We start from the raw sequence: 1,365 nt of genomic DNA on the forward strand, positions 1-1,365 counted from the left end.
ACACGATCGTGGCCCCCGCCGCCAGTTACCACGCCCGAACGCCGGGCATAGCCGAAGCGGCGTGGCGCCCGGCGGCGGTCTCGCACATGGGCACCTCATCGCTGGGCACGCCGCATGTCGGCGCGCTGCCCCCACCCGTGCCGGTCAGCAACTGACCTGATTTTCCTTTCTACCGGCCTTCCGGCCCGGAACACGCATGAGCAACCCGATCCATGACCGACGAGACGGAGGCGAACAGGCTTCCTTCCCTATGGGAGGAGGTCTGCGCGCGCTCATGGCGCAGGACCGGATGCACGCGCGGCTTCTGGTGCTGGCCGGGGTGTTCTGCGTTCTTTTTTCGGCCATCGGCATCAAGCTGACGCTGGCCACCATCATCCGGCCCATGCCGCCCCAGCAGCAGCAGATCGCGCCGCAGGTTCCCCCCATACCCAAAAGCGACCCCAAGGGCATGATCGCGGGGGATATTGCGCTGCCGCAGGTACACCGGGCCTCCGTCATCGACCGGAACGGACAGGTGCTGGCCATGTCGCTGCCGGTGGCGCAGGTCTACGCCAACCCGCTTGAAATGATCGACACCACCGATGCGGCCCACAAGCTCAAGACGGTGCTGCCCAGCCTGAACGAGGAGGAAACGAAGCGCCGCCTGTCACTGAACAAGCAGTTCGTCTATCTGGCGCGTGATATTTCCCCCGCGCAGGAACTCGCCATCAACAACCTTGGCATTCCCGGCGTCTATTTCGAACCGGGGGAGCGACGTCGCTACCCCATGGGGCGGGTGGCCGCCCATATCCTTGGCGGCGTGGACATTGACGATCATGGCGTGGCCGGGATCGAACGTTATTTTGACAAACGGCTGGATGATGACCGCACGCCGCTGCGCCTGTCGCTGGATGTACGTGTGCAGAACGTGGTGCATGACGAACTGCAGTCGGCCATGGACACGTTCCAGGCCATCGGGGCCTGCGCCATTGTCATGGACGTCCGTTCGGGCGAGATCATCAGCATGGTCAGCCTGCCGGATTACGACGCCAACGATTTTGGCCGGGCCGCGCCCGATTCACGCTTCAACCGCGCCGTGACCGGCATGTACGAGCCGGGCTCGACCTTCAAGCTCCAGACCACCGCCATGGCACTGCAGGACGGCGTGGCCCATATATGGGACCGCTTTTCCAGCACGCCCATCAAGATCGGCCGCTTCACCATTTCGGACATGAAATCCGACCATTTCGATCCATGGCTGACGCTGCCCGAGGTCATGGCCTATTCCTCCAACCCCGCGGCGGCGCATATCGCGCTGGACGCCGGGGCCGCGCGCCAGCAGGACTGGCTGCGGCGGATGGGCTTTTTCGCGCGCGTGCCGATCGA

At 64.6% G+C, this 1,365-nt stretch carries 1 protein-coding gene; it reads left to right on the forward strand.

Annotated elements, in window-relative coordinates:
• Nucleotides 1-196: 196 nt before the first annotated feature.
• Nucleotides 197-1,365: peptidoglycan D,D-transpeptidase FtsI family protein (locus tag JCM25156_RS16640; RefSeq protein ID WP_025814007.1), on the forward strand; the 1,169-nt coding region annotated here is incomplete at its 3' end.

Source organism: Komagataeibacter kakiaceti JCM 25156, assembly GCF_000613305.1.